Genomic DNA, 22,480 nt, shown 5'->3' with positions numbered 1-22,480 from the left:
TACTGATCGCTTGAAGCTTTATCGGGAGAGAGTTCGGTCAGCCCGCCGGAGCGCCCTGGTCTGACGCGGTGCAGGGCGGATGAGATTTGAGGCAAATGCGGCACGCATGGACCGCCCCGAAGCGCAATCAGTGGCCGGCCTCGTCGCAGTTCGTGCCGAGCAAGACCCAACGCGCAGCGCCCTCGTGTTTCCAGACGACCACGCCGACATGACGCGCGCCGACGTGCATCTACGCGCAGGTGCCGCAGCGGTGGTCTTTTCGAGCGGTGGCCTTGCGCACGGCAAAAAGCTCGCAGTGATGCTGCCGAATGGCGCGCGCTACGCGACCAGCCTCTTCGGCGCGTGGCGTCTCGGCGCGATCGTCGTGCCGGTGGACCCGATGCTCAAAGGGCCCGACGCGCGTGACCTCATCATGGCGAGCTGCGCGACCGCGCTCGTCATCGACGAACGGCGCCTGGTCGAACTGAGCGGACTTCTCGAAGAGTGCAATTCTCTTGAGGCGGTTTTCGCCATAGGCGGTTCGCCTTCGCTTCCCCGATTTCGCGACTTCGACGCGTTGCTCTCGGCAACAGTGGAAAAAAAAGAGTCAGTCGCCGGGGGCAATCCTGAAGCCGGCGATGTCGCGATCGAGGCCTATCGATTCCATACCGACAATCTCGAAGCGGTGCGGCGCACGCACGAAGCGTTGATCGAGGATGCCGCGCGGCTCGCGGACCAGCTTGCGATGACGCCCGAGGACCGCGGAATCTGCGCTATCCCGCTCGGCCACGGCGACGGCGTCACCGCGCTCGTCGCGGCGGTGGCGGCGGGTTCGCGGCTCGTCATCCCGGAGCGATTCGATGCGCGGCATTTCTGGGAACTGGCGGCCGCGCAACGCGCGACATGGCTTGCGCTCATGCCCACACAATTCTTGGACCTGCAATTCGCGGGGCCGCCCGAAAGTAGCGCGCACGTGAGCGTGCGCGTCGTGACGATCGCCGGTCGAACGGTCACTTCTAAAGCGCGAGACGAGTTCGCCGACAAGTTCGGCGTCCGCGTCGTCGCGCAGGTGACGGCATGAATGATCCCAGGGTCGAAGGCATCCGGTCGATCGGTGATACCGCACGCTGGGTAGCCTACTACCGCGCGCTCGAAACCGACCGGAAGGACGCGATCTTCCGCGACCCATTCGCCCGCGATCTCGCCGGCGACGTCGGCAAGCGCATGGCCGACCTCAACCGCTCCGCAGCATGGTCGATGATCGTGCGGACGGCAGTGATGGACGAGCTCATCCTACGCGAAGTCAACCTCGGCTGCGACGCGGTGCTCAACCTCGGGGCGGGATTGGACACGAGGCCGCAGCGGCTCGCGCTGCCGGGGTCGTTGCGTTGGATCGAGGTCGATCTGCCGGACATGATCGCGTACAAGAACGAGAAGCTGACCGCAGCCCCTGCATCGTGCTTCGTGGAGAGGATCGGGCTTGACTTAGCCGATCTTGCTGCGCGGCGCGAATTGTTCGCGCGCGTCAATTCTCGCGCGCGCCGCGTGCTGGTGCTCAGCGAAGGTCTTATCGTCTATCTTTCCGAGGAACAAGTGGCGCAGCTCGGGCGCGACCTGCACGAATACCCGAACTTCGCGTTGTGGCTATTCGATCAAACTTCACCGGCGATCGTCGCGCTGATCACGCGAAGATACCATCATGGGCTTGCGGCCGCAAACGCGCCGATGCAGTTCGCGCCACAGACCGGCCTTGCGTTTCACGCGGCCCAAGGCTGGTTGCCGCGCGAGGAGCGCGACATGGTCGGCGAAGCGCATCGGCTTGGGCGTGAAATGCCGATGGCGCGACTGCTGTGGGCCGTGGGGCTGCTGAGAGCGCGCAATGTGAAACTCTGGTCGACTATGGCGCTGATGGAGCGGGCGCCGGTTTAAGGCGCCAGTTGGTGCTGCAGTGTCCGGATCTCGTCGACCAGACGAAGCACGACATCGACGCCGGCTAGGTTCAGACCGCAGATATCGGTCAGCCGGCGGATGGTCGAGAGGCGCTCTACATCCGCCGTGGTGTAAAAACGCACTTCGTTGACGATGGTCGGTCGTAACAACCCAGCCCGTTCGTAGCGAACGAGCGTTTCGGGCGTCAGATCGAATTGCGCGACGACTGCCGTTATCGCGTAGACTCCTTCGCTGGTCTCGGTATCCATCAGCGAGCCTTTGCCTTCTCCGCGAGTTGCTTGAACAACTCGCGCTCATCGTCGGTAAGATTTGTGGGCACTTGCGCCACGAGCTTTACGTAGAGGTCGCCGAAGCCTCCGCCCGCTGCGACCCGCGGCATTCCCTTGCCGCCGATGCGCAGCGTGCGGCCGTTTTGCGAACCGGCGGGCACTTTGACGTCTATATGTCCGGTCATCGTCGGCACGGTGATCTCACCGCCGAGCACGAGCGTGTAGACGCTGACTGGATGTTCTTCGTACAAATCGTCGCCGCGGCGCTCGAAGGTTGGGTCGCGCGTGATGCGCACGATGAGGTAAAGGTCGCCACTCTGACCGCCGCCCATGCCTGGGCCGCCCTGACCGGACAGCCGGATCCGCTGACCGTCGCGGACGCCTGGGGGAATCGTGACGTCGAGGGTGCGCTGCGAATTAACCGCGCCCGTTCCGTGGCATTGGTGGCAAAGCTTGCCGTTTTCAGTGCCGGTGCCATGACAGCGAGGGCACTGCGTTTGCGATTGCAGCGAGAGCGAGCGTTGTCCGCCGGCGTACGCCTCGCGCAAGCTCAACGAGAATTCGGACTCGATGTCCTGACCTCGCCTTCCGCGTTGACCGCGCCGCCCGGCTGTGGTCGGCGCACCGGGCGTATGTCCGAAGTTTCCAAAGAATTGCTGGAAGAAATCGGAGAATCCCTCATCCGCGAACTCGCCGTTGCCGAAGTGGACTCCCTGCGGCCCGCCTTGCGTGGACCATTGCTGATATCCGGGAGGGGGTTGCGCGCGCGACTGCCAGTCGGGCCCTAAGGTGTCGTAGGTCTTTCGCTTTTCAGCGTCCCCGAGCACCTCGTAGGCCTCGGCGATCTCTTTGAACTTATCTTCAGACTCTTTTTTTTTCGTCGGGTTGACGTCCGGATGCCACTTGCGCGCGAGCTTACGATACGCCGACTTGATCTCTTTTGTCGCAGCCGTCTTAGGGACACCGAGAACCTTGTAGTAGTCCTTGAATTGGACGGACATCTAACGTCCTTTTGGGAGGCCGGAGGTGCGCTCCTCAGTCGCCGACGGAGACGATGACCTGCGCAGGGCGCAATACGTCGTCACCGATGCGGTACCCCTTGCGCGCTTCGTCGAGCACGGTGTGATCGGGCACATCGAGATTTGCGCGGGTGCCGACGGCCTCCGCCACGGCCGGATCGAACTGCTTGCCGACGACGTCGATCGGCCGTACGTCTTCGGTTTCCAATATCGTGGCGAACTGCTTGGCGGTGGCGAGCAAACCGTCGACGAGCTGTTCCGGCGGCGCGCCCTGTTGGCGGAAGGCGGCCGCGCGATCGAGACTATCCAGCACGTCTAAGATGCGCTTGAGCAAGTCGCGCCGTCCGGCATCGGAGCGGTCGGAGATCATGCGGTCCACGCGCTTTTTGTAGTTGTCGAAATCGGCGAGCGCGCGCAGGTAGAGGTTGCGATTCTCCTCCGCCAGCGCTTTCGCGGAGGCAAGCTCGGACTGCAGTCCGGCATCTGCGGAAGCGCTATCGGCGGGCGCGACGTCGTCGATGCCGGAGAGCGGAGAGCCCGAAAGTGAATCGTATTCGTCGAGCGGATTTAGATCGGCCATGCGCGGGCCTTACCGTTCCTTGAATTCGGCGTCGATGACGTCACCGTCAGGAGGAGCGGATGGCGCACCCGCGTCGGACTGAGCGCCGTCGGCGGACGTCGCACCGTTGCCGGTCGCGGCGCCCTGCGCGTCACCGCTCGCCTTGGCTTGGTCGTAGATGTGCTGGCCGAGTTTGAGCGAGACTTCCTGCAGCTGATCGGACGCCTTCGTGAGTTCCTCGGGCGTGCCGGTCTTCAGCAACGAGCGAAGATTTTCAAGCGCTTTTTCGACGTCCTGACGATCGGAGGCGACAGCCTTGTCGCCGACTTCCTTGAGTGTCTTTTCGGTCACGTACACCAGCTGGTCGGCGCGATTGCTGATGTCGGCTGCTTCACGCTGCTTGTGATCATCGTCGGCGTGGGATTCGGCCTCGCGCACCATACGGTCGACTTCGTCTTTTGAGAGATTGCTCGAAGCCGTGATCGTGATGCGCTGTTCCTTGCCGGTGCCCATGTCTTTGGCGCTCACGTGGGTGATGCCGTTGGCGTCGATGTCGAACGCGACTTCGACCTGGGGAATGCCGCGCGGCGCGGGCGCGATGCCCTCGAGCCGGAACTGGCCGAGCGCCTTATTGGCCCTCGCCATCTCACGCTCGCCTTGGAACACGCTGATGTCCACGGACGTCTGTCCGTCTTCAGCGGTGGTGAAGGTCTGCGCTTTGCGAGTAGGTATGGTGGTGTTGCGCTCGATGAGCTTCGTCATGACGCCGCCGAGCGTTTCCAAACCGAGCGAGAGCGGCGTGACGTCGAGGAGCACGACGTTCTTGACGTCGCCGGAGAGCACGCCGGCCTGAATGGCCGCGCCGACCGCGACGACTTCGTCCGGGTTGACGCCCTGATGAGGATCTTTGCCCGTCAATTGCTTGACGAGATCGACGACGGCGGGCATGCGCGTGGAGCCGCCGACCAGCACCACTTCATTGATTTCGCTTATCGACAGTTTTGCATCGGCCAAGGCTTGCTCGAACGGTTTGCGGCAGCGCTCGGTGAGATCGGCAGTGAGTTGCTCAAACTTCGCGCGGGTCAGCGTGTAGTCCATGTGCTTCGGCCCATTTTGATCGGCCGTGACAAACGGAAGATTGATGGACGTCTGGGTCATGGATGACAATTCGACCTTCGCTTTTTCGCCGGCCTCGGTGAGGCGCTGCAAAGCCTGGCGGTCGCCGCCGAGGTCGATGCCCTGGTCCTTCTTGAACTCAGCGACGAGCCACTCGACAATACGCTTGTCGTAGTCATCGCCGCCCAACCGCGTGTCGCCGTTGGTGGACTTCACTTCGAACACGCCGTCGCCGACTTCGAGGACCGACACGTCGAACGTGCCGCCGCCGAGGTCCCAGACGAGGATGGTCTCGTTGCCTTTTTTATCGAGGCCGTACGCGAGCGCCGCCGCGGTGGGTTCGTTGATGATGCGCAGCACTTCGAGTCCCGCGATGCGTCCGGCATCTTTCGTGGCCTGACGCTGGGCGTCGTTGAAATAAGCGGGCACCGTGATGACTGCCTGCGTGACTTTTTCGCCGAGGTACGTGCTCGCGTCGTTCGCGAGCTTCTGCAGCACCATGGCGGAGATCTCTTGCGGCGTATAGTTCTTGCCGTCCACGGTCACTTTGAAATCGGTGCCCATGTGACGTTTGATCGATGCCACGGTGCGATCGGGATTGGTGATCGCTTGACGCTTGGCCAATTGGCCGACGAGCCGCTCGCCGCTCTTCGTGAACGCAACGACCGACGGCGTGAGCCGGCTGCCTTCCGCGTTGGTGATGACTGTGGGCGTCGTCCCCTCCATGCACGCCACAACTGAGTTTGTCGTGCCGAGGTCTATGCCGACGACTTTTGCCATGTTGGTTGATTCCTCCGAAATCGTATTAGGGCAAGCAACGCTTGCCCAAGTTTAGGGCAAGCGTTGCTTGCCCTACTACTTAACTGAATATATCACCCTTGCGGGATGCTGTAGTTGTTCTCGTCGCCGAGCGTCACGTCGACGGGCTGCACGGACCCCTGCCGCCAGACGACCAGCGCGACTTTTTCTCCGACCTTCATGGCCTTGATCATCTTTGTCACGTCGTCGGGCGAGTTGACCGTCTCGCGGTTGATCTGTTGGATGACGTCGCCTTGCTGCAGGCCGGACTGGTCGGCCGGGCTGCCTGCGACGACTGCCGCGACGAGCACGCCCGTCTTGCCGGAATAGTTGAGGTAGTTCCGCCAGCGTTGATCGAGCGCCGCCATCTGGACTCCGATGAACGGATGCGTGGCTGCGATATATTTGCCGCTGTGGATGTCGGCGAGGATCGGCGCGGCGTTGTGCATGGGCACCGCGAAGCCGATGTTCTGCGCGCCCGAGTCGACGACAGCATTGATGCCGACCACTTCACCGGTGTCGGTGATGAGCGGACCGCCGGAGTTGCCCGGGTTGATGGGCGTGGTGATCTGGATCAAGTCGCTGTAGTGGATGGCCGGAATTCCGTCTTGGCCGCCCGCCGCAATACCTTGCCGGTCGACGTTGGCGACGATGCCGAAGGAAACCGAGTTCTGCAATTCGACCGGCTCGCCGATTGCCAACACGAATTCGCCCTGTTGAAGCGCTTTCGAATCGCCGATTGGAAGCGCTGCCGGCAGATCGGAGCCCGTGATCTTCACGAGCGCAAGGTCGTCCTGGATGTCTTTGCCGACGACCGTGCCGGGGAACTTACGTCCGTTGGAAAGCAGCACTTCGATGTTGTCGGCCTTCCAAACGACGTGCGCGTTCGTGGCGATGTACGCGGTATCGCCGTCGTGCTTGTAGATGAAACCCGAACCGGAGGCATGAGCGGTGTACGGCTGCGCGCCGTTACCTTGCCCGAAGAACTGCTTGAAGAATGGGTCGTTGCCGAAGGGATACTGCTGCACGCCATGCACGGTCGATTTGATGAGCACGACCGACGGCTCAGCTTGCTTGACTGCGCTGATGATGCGCTGCTCGAGGTCGGGATTGACGACGCCGCGTAACGACGCGGCGGCGGCGACGCTGGCCGTCGGGCTATCTGCGGTACCCAGCAATTTGCCGGATCCGCAAGCAACGATGAGCGCCCCGATCAGCACGCCGAGGATGCCCGTTAATGCGAATCCCAGCGACGTGCGCGTTTGCGATGCCATGTGAAATTTCGACTCCTGTTATGTGGTTCGCGCTCGTGAATCTCGCTTCGAATTTCAGCTTGGCCGACGCCAGTCGACCATGAATCCGGCGGCTCACGGCGCGGAATATGCTGCCCTAATGGTTGTACCCGAAAATGAGGGTGAATGTTCCGCCAATATATGCGGGTTCGCGTCCCACGGACCGACTCCAGCTTTGCCGTCCCTTCCCGCTTTTAGCACTATAGCATCGAGAGTGCCAATCGTCAAGATTAGGTAAAACGTCCCGCCATGCGCAAGCGGGTTTTGACATGGGCGAGCGGTTGATCAACGCTCACCATTAGGGCAAGCGATCCTTGCCCTCCTACGGAACGGCGGGGGCGATCATCCGCGAGGTGACGGCTTCGTCGCTCACGACGAGGCCGTCGCGCAAGCGCACGATGCGCTTGGCATGGCGCGCAACATCTTCGTCGTGCGTCACCATGACCACCGTGCGGCCGCCGTCGTTCAAGCGCTGGAAGAGCGTCATGATGCCTTCGGCTGTGGTGGAATCCAAGTTGCCCGTGGGTTCATCGGCAAGCACGAGCGCCGGATTGTTGACCAGCGCGCGCGCGATGGCCACCCGCTGTTGCTGGCCGCCCGAAAGTTCGTTGGGCCGGTGCGAGACGCGATCGCCCAGGCCGACCTCGTCGAGCACCTTGAGCGCTTTGCGTTCGCGATCCGGGTCGCCCGCGTAGAAAAGCGGCAGCGCCACGTTTCGCACCGCTGTCGTGCGCGCGAGCAGATTGAATCCTTGGAAGATGAAGCCGAGCTTTTGAAGACGGATGCCTGCAAGCTGCGCGTCGTCAAGCTCCGCGACATCGACTCCGTCGAGCCGGTAGGTGCCGGAGGTCGGCTTGTCCAGACATCCGATGAGGTTCATCAGCGTGGACTTGCCGGAGCCGGACGGACCCATGACGGCTACGTATTCTCCGCGCGCCACGGAAAGCGTGACGCCGCGCAACGCATGCACGTCGATGTCGCCGATCTTGTAGGTCTTGGTCATGGCCTCGATCGCGATGACGTCACTCATAGTGCAGGCAGTCTATCGGATTGAGATATGACGCGCGTATCGCGGGATACGTGCCGAAGATGAGTCCGACCCCTGCCGAGAACGCGACCGCGACGGTGACGATGGGAAGCCACGCGAATGAGACGACCGTCCCGACGACCTTCGCGATGGCGAGGTGAATCACGACCTCCGCCAATGCGATGCCGAACACCAAACCGATCAGGCCGCCGATACAGCAGAGCAGCAGCGCCTCCGTGAGGAATTGCAGCGCGATGTCACGCCGCGTGGCGCCGATGGCCTTGCGGATGCCGATCTCGCGCGTGCGCTCGCTGACCGAGACCAACATGATGTTCATAATGCCGACGCCGCCGACGAGCAGCGAGATGCCGGCGACCACGCCCACCACCGCGGTGAGAACCGTGAACGTCTTGTTGATGATGTCGTTGACCGACTTCAAGTCTTGTGCGTCGTACAGCGCGCGGGTGCCGTGGATCTTTTGCAGCGCCGCGATCGCCTCGTCACCGACTTGCGCCACCTTGCCCGGATCGCGAGAGACCACCGCCAAGCCGTCCACGTACGTGTACCCCATCTCGGGGATGAGCGAATAGGGTACCGTCACGGTGATGCTGTCGCTGGTGCCGCCGAGAGCGCCCGAACTCAACGGTTTTTCCTGTACGCCCACGATCGTGTAGTACGTGCCGGCCAGCCGGACCGATCTGCCGGCCACCGATGCCTGGTCCGGGTACAGTTCTTGCTTGGCCTGATCCGACAGGATCGCGACGTGCCGATGCGCGGTCACCTCCTCGTCGGTGAACCGGCGCCCTTCGGCGAGCGGCGTCTGATCGAAGCCCACGCCGGCGCCGTCCGTGTCCACCACCAGCGTTTTCTGGGTGTGCCGGACTTCGGTCGTCGTGACGATCTCCACGACCGGATACACCGCGCTCGCGTCGGCGATGTGCGGCGCGATGCGCGTCGCGTCTTCGTAACGGATGGCCGCCAGTTGCGGATCCGGTTGATCTTCCTTGGCCGAGACGAAGCTCGCAGCTTGCGAGAACGGCGAGAGCAGGTTCTTGACCGACCGGTTCATGGAATCGCCGACCGCCAGCGTCGTGATGACTGAACCGACGCCGATGATGAGCCCCAGCATCGTGAGCAGCGAACGTAGGCGGTTGCCCCACAGTATCTCAAGCGCTTCGGAGATGAACTCGCGGATCTTATTCATGGCGCAAGCAATCGATCGGCGATAGGCGCGATGCCCGAACGGCCGGGTACGTGCCGAAAAAAACGCCGACGAGGATCGAAAAACCGAGCGAGACGGCGATGATCGGGACCCACGCGATGTGGCCCGCGCTGCCCGAGAGCTGCGTGATCAGAAGCGAACTGGCGCCGGCGCCCGCGAGACCGCCGATAATCGTGCCGATGATGCCGCCGAGAAGCGTGATGGCGGCTGCTTCGGTGAGAAACTGCAGCAAGATGTCGCGCCGCGACGCACCGATGGCTTTGCGGATCCCGATCTCGCGCGTGCGTTCGTTGACCGACACCAGCATCATGTTCATCACGCCGATGCCGCCCACCAAGAGCGCGATGCCGCCGATGCCCGAGATTGCGACCGAGACGAAGCCGATGATGCTCAAGAAGGCCGACGCCTGTTGCGACGAATCGATGCCCGAATACTTCGCGCGGACGCCGTGCGTTCGTTGCAGAAGACTCTCCACTTCGTCCGTGACCTGCGCCGATGTCACCCCGGGCTTGGGATAGACCTGCATCACGGCGATCTCCGAGCCCGCGAGTTGATGGTAGGTCGTGTAGGGGATGAAGACCACGTCGCCCTGCTGTGCGCCCAGCAAACCCAGACTGATATCGGCGAAAACGCCGATGACCGTGAACCGGTGATCGGCGACACGAACGTCGCGTCCGACCGCCGACTCATTGGGGAACAATTTCTTCGCGGTTGGGTAGGTGAGCAGGCAGACCGGACGCGCGCCCGCGACATCGGCTTCGTCGAAGCGCCGTCCGTCGGACATCGTAAACGAGTCCTTGATATAGTCGGTGCGCGAGACGAGGCGGACCGGCGACGGTTTGTGATTGATCGTGATGAAGAAGACCGCGTTGTACGACGGAAAGACCTTGTCGCAGCGCGAGCAGGCGTCGCGGATGATCTTGACGTCGGACCACGAGAAAGGTTCCGCGACTTGGGTGGTCGCGCTATTCGGGAAGATGATCGTGCCGCGATCGCCGGTCATGTTGAGCAACCCGCCGATGGACGACGACGCGCTCTGTCCGATCGCGAAGATGGAGATCACGGCGGCGGTGCCGATGACGATGCCGATCATGGTCAACGACGAGCGCATGCGGTTGGCCCAAAGCGTGTCCAGCGCGGCGAAAAAGAATTCGAGGATCTTCACGGGTGCGCGAGTGCCTCGAAATAGAAGGCCAGCGCGAAGGCCAACGCGGCAAACGTCAGCGCAACAAAGAAGGGCGGGGAGCCCAAACCATGAGTTTGTCCGAGGTTGTAAGCGATCATCGCCCGGCCGACGGCTGCAGTGAGCACGAGGATACCGGCAACGATCAACGTGCTGAAGATCGGATTACGCGCAGCCCCTGGTCCGATCATCGCGGTGCCGAGACCTACGACCGGATTTAGGATCGTCAAAGTGCCGAACATGATCACGCTGATTATGGGGAACACGAGCGCGACTCCACGCGGCCCCCAACCGTTCGGTTGACCCCGAAAGCCGAAATGCGTGGCGATCCTTTCGGGAAGGAGCGCGTACGTCTGCACCGTCAAGCCGACAAGCAGGACCATGGACGCAAATCCGGCGACCTCGCACAGCACGCCGATCAGAACTTGGGTGGTCATCAACTTCCGGCCGAAGGTGTGGGTGACGCGGCAGTGCCCTGGACCTTCGCGCCATCCTTAAGATCCTTGACGCCGGTCGTGGCGACGACATCACCCTTTGACAGTCCGCTGACGATCACGACGTCGGTGTCGTTCTTGATGCCTTCGGTCACCATCGTCTTGTGCGCGACGCCGCCCTTGATTACGAAGACGTGATGCTTCGTGCCGTCGTCCACGACCGCGCTCAGCGGCACCGTCAACGCGTGCTGTGCCTTGCCGGTGACGAGATCGACGTCGCAGGACATGCCGTCGCGCAAAAACGAGTAGGCTTGCGCGAGGGCGATCGTGGTCTCGACGTTCTTCGCCGCGTTGCCGGCCTGGCTTTGGGCCACGACGACCGGGGCGATCCTCGTCACGGTGCCCACGAGCGTGCGGTCGGGGAAGTCTTGCCCGGTGATGAATGCATGCTGGCCGAGCGCGACGTTGATGATGTCCTGCTCGTCGACTTGCGCCTTCACGACCATCGGTCCCGTTCCCGCGAATGTGAAGAGCGTCTGACCGGGAACCACCGCGTCGCCGATGGCCAACTGCACGAGTCCGCTGCCGAGCGACGATTGCACCGTGCCGATCGACTGCACGACGCCGTCGAACGGCGCGCGTACGTGCGTCGCGTCGAGTTGCGCCTGGTCGATGGCCATCTGCGCGTTCGCGGAATCGAGCCCGGCCTGCGCGGAGCGCACGTCGACGGTCTTGTCGTCGCGCGCCTGCACGCGTGCTTGCCGCACGCCGGCCTCGGCGCTTTCCACTGCGCGCCGGTCGGCCTCGATCGTGTTGTTGAATTCTGCGGCATTGTCGGTGAGCTGTCGCTTCACAAGGTCGTACTGGCGCTGCGCAGCACCCGCGGCGGACTGTGCCTGTTCTAACGCGACTTGATCCCGGTCGAGAGTCTGACGAGGCAGCGCGTCGATCTTGAAGAGCGCTTGATCGGACGAATACGTTTCGCGCGCGGTTTGAAGATTCGACGTCGCGGCCTGGAGCTGTTGTTCTTGCTGGATCAGCTGCGATTCGCCGCTCACGCCGAAAGCGGAAGCGCCGGCCACCGCGCCCGACAATTGGCCTTCTTTTTTGCTGTTGATGTCGCCCTGTAGACGTGCTTGGGCGGCGAGCAGCGTCTGCTCGGCGCCGGCGATCGTTTGAATGCTCGTATCGCCGGCGATCTGAGCGGTTTGCTGCGCTTTGTCGAGCGTCGCTTGCGCCGAGGCCGCTTGCGCTTGGTCGGCGGAGACCTTGGCCGCAGCTTGCCGGTCGTCCAATCGCATGAGCAGATCGCCGCCCCGCGCTCGCTGGCCCTCGTGCGCCACGACTTCCACGACCGTGCCGTTGCTTTGCGCGGCGATCGTCGCCGTCTGCGGCAGATCCACGACGCCGTTCTCCGGCAACTTCACCACCATGTCCGCGGGCGCGACGGTTATCGTCGTCACCGGAATCGCATCCACGCCATGACGTGAGACGACTCCGATGATGATGACGACGATCACCGCCGCGACGACGATCGCCGGCACCATCCATTTGGGTCTAGGCTGCTTCATATGTTCCTTCGCGGAAGTTCGCTCCGCGTATCGGTGTTCCGGCGATCACAGCGCGCCGATCGCGAGTTTGAGCTTCTCGACCGACAATACGTAGCCCACTTGTGCGGTGAGCAGATCTTTCGCGGTCTGAAGATAGGTCTGTTCGGCTGCGGTGACGTCGATCTGACTGATCAATCCCGTGCGGTACTGGACCTTCGAAACGTCGGCGCTCTGTTTTGCGAGCTTATCGTTATCCGTCGCGAGAGCGAGGTTTTGCCGGTCGACCGATAGCCGCCGGAAGGCTTGATCGACGTCGATCAGCGCCTGTTGTTTTGCGGCATCGTATGCCGTCAACTTTTCGTCCGCTGCGACGGACGCGCTCGAGCGCGCCGCATGTTTGCTGCCCCAATCGAGCAACGGCAGTGTCCACGTCGACGTCAGCGAAACGGTGTAGAAGTGCGACGGCCCCAGGCCGCACGGCGGTTCGCCGAGCGGCCGGCCCGGATTGTTGCACGCCGCGAGGATGGCGACGTTGTTCGTCGGCGAAACTTGGTTGCCCCAGGCACCGCTCAGATTGATGACCGGCCTGTCCGGCGCATCGACGAGCGAACGTTCGACGAGCGCCTGACTATAGCTGTCGAAGGCGGCGAGCACATCGGGCCGGTCGCGCAGTGCTCGGGCCGTGAGACTGGCTAGATCGCCGGCCGGCGGATCGGGCACCGGGATAGTGTCGGGCACCGCGAATTGTTGCATCGCCGGCGCCCCGATGAGCTGCGCTAGATTTTCTTTCGCGTCCGCTTCATCCGCTTCGGCCGATGCGCCGCTCTCTTGGCTCGAGGTGAGCCCGATGCGGGCTTTGAGCACGTCGATGCCGGCGACCTTACCGGTGCTATAGTTCACTTGCGCGATGCTGACGAGCGATTGCTGATACGCGGTATCCGAGTGGGCGAGCGCGACGAGTTGTGCGGATTCCGCGAGTCCGTAGAATGAAGTCTCTACATCGAGCTTGGTGGTCTCTTGGGCAAGCCGGAAATTGTGGCGCGCCGCGTCGTACGCGCGCTGCGCATCACGCGCCTGCAAAGTCGTGGTGAGATCGAAGATGTTCTGACCGGCCTGCAATTGGGTGGTGCTCTGCGAGAAGTTGGGACTTGGCGAAAGGCCGAACTGGGCGAATTGGCCGGCGTTGCTCGTGCTCTGGCGGTTCAACACCGATTGAGCCTGAGCGTTCATGTTCGGCAAGCCGGCCGCCCGGTTCGCCGCGACCGTCGCACCGGCCGCAGCGAATGAAACTTTCGCCGCGAGCACCGCCGCATTGTGCGTCATGGCGAATGCGACGGCTTGGTCGAGCGACATCGGCTGCGGTGACGGCAACGTGCCGACGGCAGCAGCGAGAACGAGTCCGGCAAGGATCATCCGGTCGTCACTTCGCGAATCTCATCGCCAACAGCGCGCTAAGCAACGCGAAGACGATGGTGGTCACCCAGGACGCCAGCGCGCTCATCTTCATCGTCTTCTGCAGGGCGATGGCGAGAACCGCATAGCACCACAAGTTGACGACGTTGAACGCGTAGAGAAAACCGGTGACTTTCGGATCGCCGTGCACGAGCATCGCAAGCGACGGCAACACATATGCGTCGCTCTGCTTCGTGATATTCTCAGGACCCTGCAGCCGCAGTATGACGTTGGCGACTAACGAGCCCAGCACAGGGATGGCGAATAGATTGACCGCCAAGGCCCAGGCGTGGCCGAATTTCACGACGCCGCGGCCGATCGCCGCGCCGGCCAGCACGACGAGAGCGGTGATAAGCCAGATTATCCAATTGGCGAAGACCACGCTGATGATGATCGTGGCCGACATGAAAGGCGCGAACTTGCCGATCCCATCGCGCATCGCTTGCTGCTGATCGGCCGGCGCCTGTGAAATGGCCGTCTGTTGGGCGACCGCGGCGATGTGAGCCGTGGCCGGCAGCCCCACGATGGCCGCGACAAGTGAGATGAGCATGCCGAATATGCATGCCCAGCCCCACATCGGGACCCGTCCTAGTGTCTCGAATGCCTCACCGGGGGAGAACAGCACGCCGAAGTAGGTCGTCACGCCGCTTGCGCTCTCGGCCGGAACTACAGCCTCCGGCTGAGGTTGATCGATAGACATCAAAACCTCGCAATCATGACGGCGGCACTATACCGCGCGTTGCGGCGATGTTCGCCTTGGCGGGCAAGCGCTACTGCAGACGGGGTCCCCGCCGCCGCGACGTACTTGACGAATTTCTCGACGACATTTTGCAGCGGCACGTCGAGTTCGTGCATCACGAATGTCTTCGGGTCATACCATACTGAAAAAGCGGTGGGCGAGAGGACGGACACGGCTACGTCTCCAGCGGGCACACTTGCTGGGCGGGGCAGCGACAGACTGCGGTTGAGCGAGAGGACGATCGCGCTAAGGGCGCCGGCATTGATGGCCGTCAACGACGCATCGCGGGCCGCCGCGGCCACAGCCGGCAGTGCGAAAAAGCCGGACGGCATCGCGCCGTCGAGCAGCACGAGATGCGGCGCGCCCGGTTGGGCGGCCAGCGTTGTCTGGAGCCCGAACGTGGCGACGTGCGCCGCGTTCGCGGTGAACGTGATGGAGATATCCTGCGGGTGCGACGTCCCTGCGTCGTAGGTGGCGGCGTACGACACCGGCGCGAGAGTCGACGCGTTCAAGACGAGGGCCGCGTTCACGGCGTGGCTAGCGATCTCCGAGTCTTCGCTTATGTGGAGTCCGTCCGCATCACGTTTTACTTTTATCGTGGACGTGGAGGGCTGGCCAGCGACCGTCAACTCGTATACATAGGTTCCGTCGGGCGGCGCAGGAGCTGCCGGCGCGGCCGGCGGCGCTGTGGCCGCGGGCGGCGCAGGTGATGAGGCCGGCGGTGCAGGCGACGCGGCGAGCATCGCGGCCGCGATGAGGGCAACTGCGGTCATGGATTTCCTCCCGGCATATTTGGCGATGGTCCGACCGGATTCGACGACGGCGACATGCCGGCCATCGCGGACAAGCCGGTGATCGCGCCGAGACCCATGGTCTCGACAGCCGTGCTGGGCACGACGATCATCGCGCCGCGTTCCTTCAATCCTTCGTACAGCATGTTCATCGCACGAAGATGCAGCGCGACGTTGTTGCCTTCGTACTGTTTGGCCGCTTCCATGAACGAAGCGGCGATCTGGCGTTCGGCGTCGCCGAGGATGACGCGCGCCTCACGTTCGCGCTCCGCCTGCGCCTTTCGCGACATAGCGTCTTGGAGATTTTCAGGTATCTTGATGTCGCGGATCTCCACAGACTGCACGGTGATGCCCCACGGCGTCGTCCGCGCGTCGATGGTGTGCGCAAGCTTGTCGTCCACCGCTTGGCGGTTGGACAAGAGGTCGGAGAGGTCGGTCGTGCCGATGATGTCACGAAGCGCGGTCTGCGCGGCCCAGCCGATCGCGTCGCGATACGATGCGACTTCGACGGCGGCTTTCTTGGCATCCCAGGCCACCCAGAACAGCACCGCATCCACGTCGACCGGCACCGTGTCCTTGGTGAGCGTTTCTTCGGCGGTGAACGTACTGGTCTGCACGCGCTGATCGATCCACGCGGCGATCGTATCCACGGCAGGTATAAGGAAGAACACGCCAGGCCCCGCGAGCGACCGGAAGTGCCCGAACCGCAGCACCACGGCGCGTTCCCACACCAGCGCGATCTGCAGCACGACCACGATCACGATAGCGGCGATCATTCCGGCGATGAACCAAGCCGGATTGCTGGTCATCGCGGTTGCGATCGTGCCCGCAAACGCCAGGATGATGGCGAGAAGCCACGATACGGGATTTCCGAAGTGTATCGACTGTCCTGACTGATTGACTGCTCCGCTCGGAGCTGAAGCGGTCTTTGGCGCATTGGCGGGCGGCGCGATTACGGGCATGGTGTCAACCTCCGTGATCTTCGCGCGCTACCTGCGCGATGGCGGCGAGAAGTTCATCCTGCGCGAAGCCGAATGCGCGCGTCTCACCTAGCGCGCGGCGCGCAATGTCTTTGAGCCGCGTCGCGCGCGCGGCATCGTCTTCCACACGGCCGCCGCCCGCGATGAACGTACCGCGGCCGCGCCGGCTCACGAGGACGCCCTCACGTTCCAAATCGGCGTATGCGCGGTTCACCGTATTCGGATTGATGGCCAAAGCGACGGCGACTTCGCGTACGGTCGGGAGTTGGTCGCCAAGCCTGAGTTGTCCGCGGGATATCGCATGAAGAACCTGTTCTCGGAGTTGCACGTACACCGGGATGCTACTGCTGCCGTCTAGATGGAAGAGCAACTCGTCTAGAATCCTGTCTCATTGTCTTAGTGGTTTAGGACAAGCCTATAATACAAAAGCGACGGTGGCGTGTCAAGACCCTTTTCCATCGAGGTTCGACAACGTGCGGCCCTCGGCCGCAGAGCCATTTCCCGGCCCAGGGCCCCGAGTGAAACGGTCGCCATGATTAGCCTCGTCGCAGCCGCCGTCATCGGAACGGCGATCGCCGCCAAACCAAAGCGTAAACACCGCGTTCCGCCGCCTCGCGAATTATCGATCGCGGCCGAACGCATCGAGCGCCGGCGAGTGGTCCGCCTAGCGATCATCGCGGCTTTGATACGGCGCGAAACGGAACTCGAGGATTTCATCGCCGCCGCGTCAACCGAATCGCCTTTGCTCGCCGTACGCGAACCCACGATGACCGGCCCGCTGGCTATCGGCCCCACAATCGTCGATGTGGATTTTCTCGGCAGCCCCATCATTCGTTCCATAGTTCGCAATCGTTCGTCCACGCAATTCTCGGGAGTGCTCGTGGCGCACCTCGCGTACGGCGACGGCCGAGAGTCCACGGCGTCGGTAGCAGTTAGCAATATCGGCGCGGGCGAATCTCGCCGCGTGGAGTTGCTCTGTCCGGCAGCGCTGCGGCCTACCGCGTTGCATTGGGCCATCGAAAAGTTCTAGCGTTGGCCCGCTGCGGCAAACCGCAACAACGCGGCGGGGGCGTTTTGGGCCGATGGCTAAGCAACGTCCCATGCTACATGAGTATTTCCCCGCCGCGGGTCCCCGCGACGCGAACAATCCGTTGCCCGAGCCGCCCCGCGATCAAGATTATCTCCGGGTCATCCCCTTAGGCGGCTGCGGCGAGATCGGCCGCAACATGACGGTCTACGAGACCCGCGACGATATCCTCGTCGTAGACGCAGGGGTACAGTTCCCCGAAGAAGAGATGCTCGGGGTGGATCTTGTCATCGACGAGATCACCTATCTGCTCGAGCGCAAGCGCAAGATCCGCGGTTTGCTGCTCACGCACGCGCACGAAGACCACATCGGAGGCGTGCCGTATTTTCTCGCTCAGCTCAAGGTGCCCGTCTACGGCACCGATTTCACGCTCGCGCTCTTGCGCGGCAAACTCAAAGAACACAAGCTGGCCAGCGTCGAGACCATCACGGTCCAGGCCGGCGAAACCGTACGGGTCGGCCAGATCGACGCGCACTTCAGCAACATCACGCATAGCGTGGCGGGAGCGTGCGTCATCGCTTTGCGCACCTCGCTTGGCACCGTCGTCCATACCGGCGATTTCAAATTCGATCAAACGCCGATCGACGGCAAGCCCACCGATATCGCCGCGCTTGCCGGTTACGGAGATGAAGGCGTCCTGCTGCTGTGCTCCGACTCGACCAACTCGGAAATCCCCGGCCACACACTCTCGGAACGCGTCGTCGGCGAGACGTTCGCGGACATCTTCGCTCGCGCTGAAGGGCGCATCATCGTCACGATGTTCGCCTCCAACGTTCCGCGCTTGCAGCAAACGGTGGACGCCGCCGCACGCCATGGCCGCAAGGTGTGTTTCGTCGGCCGCAGCATGCTCAACGTTTCGAACATCGCGATGGAGCACGGGTACCTCACCATCGCGCCCGGTCAGCTCATCCGCGAGCACGAAATCGATTCGCATCCGCCCGAGCGCATCGTGATCTGCACCACGGGCAGCCAGGGCGAGCCCATGTCGGCGCTGACGCGTATGGCCGCCCGCGACCACCGCAAGATCAAACTGGTGCGCGGCGATACGGTCATCATCTCGGCCACGCCCATTCCGGGAAACGAGCGCAGCATCGGCCGCACCATCAACAACTTGTTCAAGTTGGGTGTCAACGTCATCTACGGCAAAGACCGCATGGCGCACGTCTCCGGACACGGCTGCCAAGAAGAGCTGCTGCTCATGCTCAACCTCACCAAACCGCGATATTTCATCCCCGTGCACGGGGAATATCGCATGCTCGTGCAGCACGCGCGGCTGGCGCAAAAGACCGGCATCCATCCCGACGACGTTTTCGTCGTCGAGAACGGTCACGTCATCGAATTCACGGAGAACGGCAAGGCCGCGAAGGTGGGTAAGACGGCCGCAGGCCCGGTGTACGTCGACGGACTGGGCGTAGGCGACGTCGGCCAGGTCGTGCTGCGCGACCGCCGCCATCTCTCGGGCGACGGCATGATCATCGTGACGGTGAGCATCGATAGCGTCGACGGCAAAGTGCTTGCCGGTCCCGACATCGTCTCGCGCGGATTCACATTCGATCAGGCGTCCGAAAGCGACGGCGTTTTAGATGAGGTGCGACGCGAAGCGCGCGGCATCATCGAGGAAGGCGCCGCCAAAGGCCTGACGGAATGGACCGCGATCCGCGAACACATCCATAAAGGACTGTCGAAGTTCGTGTACGATCGCACCAAGCGGCGGCCGATGATCGTGCCCGTCGTCATGGAGATCTAGCAGGCGGTGGCCTTCGTAGCGCCGGCGCTCGCCGGCGCAGAGTTCGGCGATGCGCCGTACACGTCGGTATGGACCGATACGTGGCGGCGCTTTCGCAGGAGCCCGTCGGCGCTGATCGGGCTGACGATCATCGTCGTGCTTGCGGTATGCGCGGTTTTCGCGCCGGTCATCACGCAACACCGCGACCCTATCGCGCAGGATCTCTCCGCGACCGCTTTGGCGCCATCGTTTGCGCACCTAGCCGGCAGCGACAAACTCGGGCGCGATATCTTCACGCGTTTGGTCTTCGGAGCGCGGCTATCGGTGGAGATCGGCTTCGTGTCGGTCGGCATCGGTCTGCTCATCGGAACCGTGGTCGGCGTGGTGGCCGGGTTTTGGGGCGGCTGGCTCGATTCCGTCTTGATGGGCTTCATGGATGTGATGCTCGCGTTTCCAAGCATCATCCTCGCCATCGCCGTGTCCGCCATCCTGGACACGCGCGTGTCCGACGTCGTGAAGTTGTTCATCGCCGTCGGCATCGTGGGCATTCCGGTCTACGCCCGGATCGCGCGCGCGTCGGTGCTGTCGGTGAAGGAGATGGAGTACGTCGAAGCGGCGCGCGCCATCGGCAACAGCATTTTCTCGATGCTCTTCAAGTACGTGCTGCCGAACATACTGGCGCCGCTCGTCGTGCAGGCTACGTTGGGTGTCGGCACGGCGGAATTGGATTCGGCAGGGCTGTCGTTCTTGGGTCTGGGCATCCAGCCGCCGACCGCTGAGTGGGGCTCCATGCTCAACGATGCGCGCGACTATTGGCTGTCCGCGCCGTGGGCGCTGCTCTTCCCGGGCATGGCGATATCCGTGACCGTGTTGGGCTTCAATCTACTTGGAGATGGTCTGCGCGACGCGCTCGACCCGAAATCTCGATAAGTACTAGGGCAAGCATCGCTTGCCCATTTTCTTCTTAGTGTAGGAGAGTGAGCAGCGCTCACCCATTTTTTGCGAAGGGCAAGCGTTGCTTGCCCTCCTACAGAATGGCACTACGACCGCCGCTCGCGTTCGTACGAAGGCGGGATTTAAGCATCTATCGAACACCCGTACGAATGGTCATCCAGCCGTGAGCCGCGTGAAAACGCCCGCCAAATCGCGCCGCGTCGACCCATTGCCGGGCCTCACGCTCAATCTGGAAATCCTCGGAATCGGATTGCTCTGCATCGCGATACTGCTGTCATTGGCTATTGAGCTGCCGACCGGGAAGTCCGGATCGATAGGACCCACGATCAACGCAACGCTGCACGCGTGGTTCGGCGGCGCCGCCTGGATACTCGTTCTCGCGCTTGCCACCGTGGCCGTGATCATTTTCCTCGAATTGCACGTACCGCGGATGATGGCGCTGTTCGCCGGGTGCGCGATCGCCGAATTTTTGGTGCTCGATGCCATGTTCGGCACGGGCGCGCGCGGCGGCTTCGCCGGCAACGCGATGGCGCACGGTCTGACGTGGCTGGTCGGCGGCATCGGCGCGAACGTGATCTTGATATTCGGACTGGTCGCCTTCATCGTGGCGCCTACCGGCATTTCGCTCAAACGCGTGCTTGGCGCCGCGGCCGTCGGCGCAGCGAAGGCGGGCGTCAAAGCCGGCGCGCTCATCGGCGCGGGCGCGGCTGCGATCAAGCGGCCAAATGCCGGTGGAAGCATTCCGGTCGACCGCTACAAAGAGCCGGTCAAGCTCGACCTCTACCAATCTCAAGTTGTGGAAGCCGCGCCGGTCGACTCGGGTATTCCGCTCGCGGATGTGGTCGAATCCGCGCCCGCCGAACAGCTCAGGCCGCTCGCAAAAATCATTGAAGCCGAACCTGTAGAAAAAGTCGCGCCGGTTCCAAAAACAGCGCGCCAAGCTGTGAACCCGGGCGGCTACCGGCTGCCCGATTTCGCGCTTTTCAATCCGCCCGAGAAGCGCGTGCACGACGAGACCAGCGCCGCCAAATTGCTCGAAGAAACCCTCGCATCGTTTGGCATCAGTGCGCGCGTCACGCACATCGAACGCGGCCCGAGCGTCACGCGCTACGAGTTGACGCCGGGCACAGGCGTGAAGGTCAGCGCCATCAAGTCGCTGTCCGACAACATCCAACTCGCGCTCGCCGCACAGAGCGTGCGCATCGAAGCGCCGATCCCCGGCAAGTCGGCAGTGGGCATCGAAGTGCCCAACAGCGCCGTGTCGATCGTTGCCATTCGCGAAATCCTCGATTTTCTGCCGAAGATAGAAGGCAAGCTGTCGATCGGGCTGGGCAAGGATATCACCGGCCGTCCGATCGTGGCCGATCTTGCGCGCATGCCGCACTTGCTGGTCGCGGGGGCGACCGGCGCCGGCAAGAGCGTCTGCCTCAACGTCATCCTCGCGTCATTGCTTTCCACGTGCACGCCCGACCAAGTGCAGTTGCTCCTCATCGATCCGAAGCGTGTCGAGTTGATCGAGTACAACGGCATCCCCCATCTCATAAAGGACTGCATCGTCGATCCCAAGCTCGCGGCGGGCGCGCTGTACGAGCTCACGCGCGAGATGGATTCACGCTACGAGCGATTCGCGCGCGCCGGCGTGCGGAAGATCGAAGAATACAACGCCGAGTTTCCCGATGACAAGCTTCCGTATATCGTCGTCGTCATCGACGAATTGGCCGACCTCATGCTGGTCGCGCCGACGCGTGTGGAAACCAGCATCTGCCGCATCGCCCAGTTGGCGCGAGCCACCGGGATCCATCTGGTGCTCGCCACGCAACGCCCGTCGGTCGACGTCATCACGGGCCTCATCAAAGCCAATATCCCATCGCGCATCGCGTTTGCTGTGTCGTCGCAGGTGGATTCGCGCACCATTTTAGACATGGTCGGCGCCGAGCGTTTGCTCGGGCGCGGCGACATGCTCTATCTACCCATCGACGCGCCGAAGCCGGTGCGGGTCCAAGGCGCCATGGTCACGGGCGACGAGATCGAGCGGCTTTGCGAGTTCTGGCGGGATCAAGATGATCCGGAGAACCGTCTCGATTTTGAGCTCACAGAAGTGGAAGAAGACGGCAACGGTCCGGCGGACGAGCTCGCGTTGGACGCCGCGCGGATCATCGTCGACCGGCAGATGGCGTCGGTGGCCCTGCTGCAGGCCGAACTCAAAGTGGGGCATCCGCGGGCGGTCCGGCTCATGAAGATACTTGAAGAATATCGCGTTGTCGGAGCGGCCGAAGGCACGAAGCCGCGTAAGATTCTAGTCGGCGATGCCGACATGCCGCAGCTCGAATCCGCGCTGTCGCCGCGCAGATCC

At 62.8% G+C, this 22,480-nt stretch carries 21 protein-coding genes; 6 read left to right on the top strand and 15 right to left on the bottom strand.

Annotation, left to right across the window (positions count from 1 at the left end):
* The first annotated feature begins 106 nt into the window (after positions 1-106).
* On the top strand, positions 107-1,060 hold the full coding sequence (locus VII69_00230; protein ID HEY5093522.1) for a class I adenylate-forming enzyme family protein: 954 nt from the start codon (positions 107-109) through the stop codon (positions 1,058-1,060).
* Positions 1,057-1,908, top strand: a complete 852-nt coding sequence (locus VII69_00225; protein ID HEY5093521.1) for an SAM-dependent methyltransferase — start codon at positions 1,057-1,059, stop codon at positions 1,906-1,908. Before VII69_00230 ends, VII69_00225 begins: the two co-directional genes overlap by 4 nt.
* Here VII69_00225 and VII69_00220 read toward each other — a convergent pair.
* From VII69_00220 to VII69_00150, 15 genes are all read right to left on the bottom strand, one after another.
* Positions 1,905-2,177: a MerR family transcriptional regulator gene (locus VII69_00220; protein HEY5093520.1), complete on the bottom strand. Its 273-nt coding sequence runs from the start codon at positions 2,175-2,177 to the stop codon at positions 1,905-1,907. The two genes, VII69_00225 and VII69_00220, sit on opposite strands and share 4 nt — an antisense overlap.
* Entirely contained in the window at positions 2,177-3,199 is a 1,023-nt protein-coding gene (locus tag VII69_00215; protein HEY5093519.1) for a J domain-containing protein, read from the bottom strand. The genes VII69_00220 and VII69_00215 overlap by 1 nt, the downstream gene beginning before the upstream one ends.
* A 34-nt stretch (positions 3,200-3,233) precedes the next feature.
* Entirely contained in the window at positions 3,234-3,797 is a 564-nt protein-coding gene (locus VII69_00210) for a nucleotide exchange factor GrpE (GenBank protein HEY5093518.1), read from the bottom strand.
* A 9-nt stretch (positions 3,798-3,806) separates the two neighbouring features.
* Entirely contained in the window at positions 3,807-5,672 is a 1,866-nt protein-coding gene (gene dnaK, locus VII69_00205) for a molecular chaperone DnaK (GenBank protein HEY5093517.1), read from the bottom strand.
* 92 nt (positions 5,673-5,764) lie between these two features.
* Positions 5,765-6,964 carry a trypsin-like peptidase domain-containing protein gene (locus VII69_00200; GenBank protein HEY5093516.1) on the bottom strand — a complete coding sequence of 400 codons (1,200 nt, stop codon included), beginning with the start codon at positions 6,962-6,964 and terminating at the stop codon, positions 5,765-5,767.
* A 340-nt stretch (positions 6,965-7,304) separates the two neighbouring features.
* Positions 7,305-8,012: an ABC transporter ATP-binding protein gene (locus VII69_00195; protein HEY5093515.1), complete on the bottom strand. Its 708-nt coding sequence runs from the start codon at positions 8,010-8,012 to the stop codon at positions 7,305-7,307.
* On the bottom strand, positions 8,005-9,213 hold the full coding sequence (locus VII69_00190) for an ABC transporter permease (protein HEY5093514.1): 1,209 nt from the start codon (positions 9,211-9,213) through the stop codon (positions 8,005-8,007). The genes VII69_00195 and VII69_00190 overlap by 8 nt, the downstream gene beginning before the upstream one ends.
* Positions 9,206-10,396, bottom strand: a complete 1,191-nt coding sequence (locus tag VII69_00185) for an ABC transporter permease (GenBank protein ID HEY5093513.1) — start codon at positions 10,394-10,396, stop codon at positions 9,206-9,208. Before VII69_00185 ends, VII69_00190 begins: the two co-directional genes overlap by 8 nt.
* Positions 10,393-10,851 carry a DUF1648 domain-containing protein gene (locus VII69_00180; GenBank protein HEY5093512.1) on the bottom strand — a complete coding sequence of 153 codons (459 nt, stop codon included), beginning with the start codon at positions 10,849-10,851 and terminating at the stop codon, positions 10,393-10,395. The genes VII69_00185 and VII69_00180 overlap by 4 nt, the downstream gene beginning before the upstream one ends.
* Positions 10,851-12,419: an efflux RND transporter periplasmic adaptor subunit gene (locus tag VII69_00175; protein HEY5093511.1), complete on the bottom strand. Its 1,569-nt coding sequence runs from the start codon at positions 12,417-12,419 to the stop codon at positions 10,851-10,853. Before VII69_00175 ends, VII69_00180 begins: the two co-directional genes overlap by 1 nt.
* Positions 12,420-12,464: 45 nt before the next feature.
* Complete coding sequence (locus VII69_00170) at positions 12,465-13,811, bottom strand: TolC family protein (GenBank protein ID HEY5093510.1); 1,347 nt, start codon at positions 13,809-13,811, stop codon at positions 12,465-12,467.
* A 7-nt stretch (positions 13,812-13,818) separates the two neighbouring features.
* Positions 13,819-14,550, bottom strand: coding sequence for a YIP1 family protein (locus VII69_00165; GenBank protein ID HEY5093509.1), 732 nt, complete (start codon positions 14,548-14,550; stop codon positions 13,819-13,821).
* A complete protein-coding gene (locus VII69_00160; protein ID HEY5093508.1) occupies positions 14,550-15,362 on the bottom strand; it encodes a hypothetical protein in 813 nt (270 codons plus the stop codon). The genes VII69_00165 and VII69_00160 overlap by 1 nt, the downstream gene beginning before the upstream one ends.
* Positions 15,359-16,342: a slipin family protein gene (locus VII69_00155; GenBank protein HEY5093507.1), complete on the bottom strand. Its 984-nt coding sequence runs from the start codon at positions 16,340-16,342 to the stop codon at positions 15,359-15,361. Before VII69_00155 ends, VII69_00160 begins: the two co-directional genes overlap by 4 nt.
* 4 nt (positions 16,343-16,346) lie before the next feature.
* Positions 16,347-16,730 carry a GntR family transcriptional regulator gene (locus VII69_00150; protein ID HEY5093506.1) on the bottom strand — a complete coding sequence of 128 codons (384 nt, stop codon included), beginning with the start codon at positions 16,728-16,730 and terminating at the stop codon, positions 16,347-16,349.
* 162 nt (positions 16,731-16,892) lie between these two features.
* On the opposite strand from VII69_00150, the gene VII69_00145 reads away from it, so the two are divergent.
* The 4 genes from VII69_00145 to VII69_00130 all read left to right on the top strand — a co-directional run.
* The gene (locus VII69_00145) at positions 16,893-17,390 is read left to right on the top strand and encodes a hypothetical protein (GenBank protein HEY5093505.1); all 498 of its coding nucleotides are present in this window, start codon (positions 16,893-16,895) and stop codon (positions 17,388-17,390) included.
* Between the two features lie 52 nt (positions 17,391-17,442).
* Positions 17,443-19,194: a ribonuclease J gene (locus tag VII69_00140; protein HEY5093504.1), complete on the top strand. Its 1,752-nt coding sequence runs from the start codon at positions 17,443-17,445 to the stop codon at positions 19,192-19,194.
* Between the two features lie 6 nt (positions 19,195-19,200).
* Positions 19,201-20,103 (top strand): ABC transporter permease, encoded by a 903-nt coding sequence (locus tag VII69_00135; GenBank protein ID HEY5093503.1) that lies wholly within the window; start codon positions 19,201-19,203, stop codon positions 20,101-20,103.
* Between the two features lie 187 nt (positions 20,104-20,290).
* On the top strand, positions 20,291-22,480 hold a 2,190-nt coding region (locus VII69_00130; GenBank protein ID HEY5093502.1), incomplete at its 3' end, for a DNA translocase FtsK.

This window comes from Candidatus Eremiobacteraceae bacterium (genome assembly GCA_036511855.1).
GTDB lineage: Bacteria > Vulcanimicrobiota > Vulcanimicrobiia > Eremiobacterales > Eremiobacteraceae > JABCYQ01.
This window is presented reverse-complemented; position numbering and strand designations above follow the sequence as displayed.

Excerpts from the sequence above, each read along its gene's own strand:
- VII69_00230 (HEY5093522.1), top strand. The coding sequence starts at position 107 with ATGGACCGCCCCGAAGCGCAATCAGTGGCCGGCCTCGTCGCAGTTCGT.
- VII69_00225 (HEY5093521.1), top strand. The coding sequence starts at position 1,057 with ATGAATGATCCCAGGGTCGAAGGCATCCGGTCGATCGGTGATACCGCA.
- VII69_00220 (HEY5093520.1), bottom strand. The coding sequence starts at position 2,177 with ATGGATACCGAGACCAGCGAAGGAGTCTACGCGATAACGGCAGTCGTC.
- VII69_00215 (HEY5093519.1), bottom strand. The coding sequence starts at position 3,199 with ATGTCCGTCCAATTCAAGGACTACTACAAGGTTCTCGGTGTCCCTAAG.
- VII69_00210 (HEY5093518.1), bottom strand. The coding sequence starts at position 3,797 with ATGGCCGATCTAAATCCGCTCGACGAATACGATTCACTTTCGGGCTCT.
- dnaK (HEY5093517.1), bottom strand. The coding sequence starts at position 5,672 with ATGGCAAAAGTCGTCGGCATAGACCTCGGCACGACAAACTCAGTTGTG.
- VII69_00200 (HEY5093516.1), bottom strand. The coding sequence starts at position 6,964 with ATGGCATCGCAAACGCGCACGTCGCTGGGATTCGCATTAACGGGCATC.
- VII69_00195 (HEY5093515.1), bottom strand. The coding sequence starts at position 8,012 with ATGAGTGACGTCATCGCGATCGAGGCCATGACCAAGACCTACAAGATC.
- VII69_00190 (HEY5093514.1), bottom strand. The coding sequence starts at position 9,213 with ATGAATAAGATCCGCGAGTTCATCTCCGAAGCGCTTGAGATACTGTGG.
- VII69_00180 (HEY5093512.1), bottom strand. The coding sequence starts at position 10,851 with ATGACCACCCAAGTTCTGATCGGCGTGCTGTGCGAGGTCGCCGGATTT.
- VII69_00175 (HEY5093511.1), bottom strand. The coding sequence starts at position 12,419 with ATGAAGCAGCCTAGACCCAAATGGATGGTGCCGGCGATCGTCGTCGCG.
- VII69_00170 (HEY5093510.1), bottom strand. The coding sequence starts at position 13,811 with ATGATCCTTGCCGGACTCGTTCTCGCTGCTGCCGTCGGCACGTTGCCG.
- VII69_00165 (HEY5093509.1), bottom strand. The coding sequence starts at position 14,550 with ATGTCTATCGATCAACCTCAGCCGGAGGCTGTAGTTCCGGCCGAGAGC.
- VII69_00160 (HEY5093508.1), bottom strand. The coding sequence starts at position 15,362 with ATGACCGCAGTTGCCCTCATCGCGGCCGCGATGCTCGCCGCGTCGCCT.
- VII69_00155 (HEY5093507.1), bottom strand. The coding sequence starts at position 16,342 with ATGCCCGTAATCGCGCCGCCCGCCAATGCGCCAAAGACCGCTTCAGCT.
- VII69_00145 (HEY5093505.1), top strand. The coding sequence starts at position 16,893 with ATGATTAGCCTCGTCGCAGCCGCCGTCATCGGAACGGCGATCGCCGCC.
- VII69_00140 (HEY5093504.1), top strand. The coding sequence starts at position 17,443 with ATGGCTAAGCAACGTCCCATGCTACATGAGTATTTCCCCGCCGCGGGT.